The following is a 1,120-nucleotide window of genomic DNA, read 5'->3' as shown; positions in this document are numbered from 1 at the left end:
CGGGCCATCGCGGCGTCGCCGGGCAGGTCCGTTTTGAGGTCGTGGACGGAGACGATCATGCCGTAGTGCTCGGCGACCGCGTCCCGCCCGAAGGGCAGGGTGGGGTTGGTCGAGGAGCCGATGACGTTGGGGACGCCGGCCATCTTCAGGACGTTGGGGACGTGTCCGCCACCGCAGCCCTCGATGTGGAAGGCGTGGATGGTCCGGCCGTCCAGGACCCGCAGGGTGTCCTCGACGGTGAGGCACTCGTTGAGGCCGTCGCTGTGCAGCGCGACCTGGACGTCGTACTCCTCGGCGACCCGCAGCGCGGTGTCCAGGGCGCGGGCGTGCGCGCCCATGTCCTCGTGGACCTTGAAGCCCAGCGCGCCGCCCTCGACCAGCGCCTCGACCAGCGGTGCCTCGCCGGAGGACGAACCGCGGCCCAGGAAGCCGATGTTGACCGGCCAGGCGTCGAAGGCGTTGAAGGCGTGGCGCAGTGCCCAGGGGGAGTTGACGCCGACGCCCCAGACCGGGCCGAACTCCTGGCCGATGATGGTGGTCACGCCGGAGGCCAGCGAGGCTTCCATCACGCGCGGGGAGAGCAGGTGGACGTGGGTGTCCACGGCTCCGGCGGTGGCGATCATGCCCTCGCCGGAGACGATGGAGGTGCCGGTGCCGACGACGACGTCGACGCCGTCGAGGGTGTCGGGGTTACCGGCCCGCCCGATGGCGTGGATGCGGCCCTCGCGGATACCGATGGACACCTTGCGGATGCCCAAAATCGCGTCGATGACCAGGACGTTGCTGATCACCACGTCGCAGGTCTCGCGCAGTGACGCGGCCTTGAGGTGCAGCCCGTCGCGGGCGGTCTTGCCGAAGCCGGCGAGGAACTCCTCGCCCGGCTTCTGGGAGTCCGACTCCACCCGGACGACCAGTCCGGAGTCGCCCAGGACCACCCGGTCACCGGCGCGCGGGCCGTGGACCGAGGCGTACTCGTAAGGGTCGATGTTCCGGCTCATGCCTGCTCCTCCGCTCCCAGGTAGCCACAGGCGGCGGCCCGCCGCAGCGCTTCGTTCTTGGCGCCCGGCGCGTCGAGCGGGCCGTCGACCAGACCGGCGAAGCCGATCGCGATCCGGTCGCC

General features: G+C 71.2%; 1 protein-coding gene and 1 pseudogene. Both read right to left on the bottom strand.

What is annotated here, in order from left to right:
* A partial coding sequence (locus ACFVT2_RS43440; protein ID WP_390028033.1) for an urease subunit alpha occupies positions 1-998 on the bottom strand: 998 nt, incomplete at its 3' end.
* Positions 995-1,120 (bottom strand): annotated as a pseudogene (locus tag ACFVT2_RS43435) (urease subunit gamma); the annotation flags it as partial. The gene ACFVT2_RS43440 and the pseudogene ACFVT2_RS43435, both read right to left, overlap by 4 nt.

The sequence above is a fragment of the Streptomyces sp. NPDC058000 genome (genome assembly GCF_042886435.1).
In the GTDB taxonomy this organism is placed as follows: Bacteria; Actinomycetota; Actinomycetes; order Streptomycetales; family Streptomycetaceae; genus Streptomyces.
Note: the sequence above shows the minus strand (reverse complement) of the source record. Positions and strands in the feature narration are given on the sequence as shown.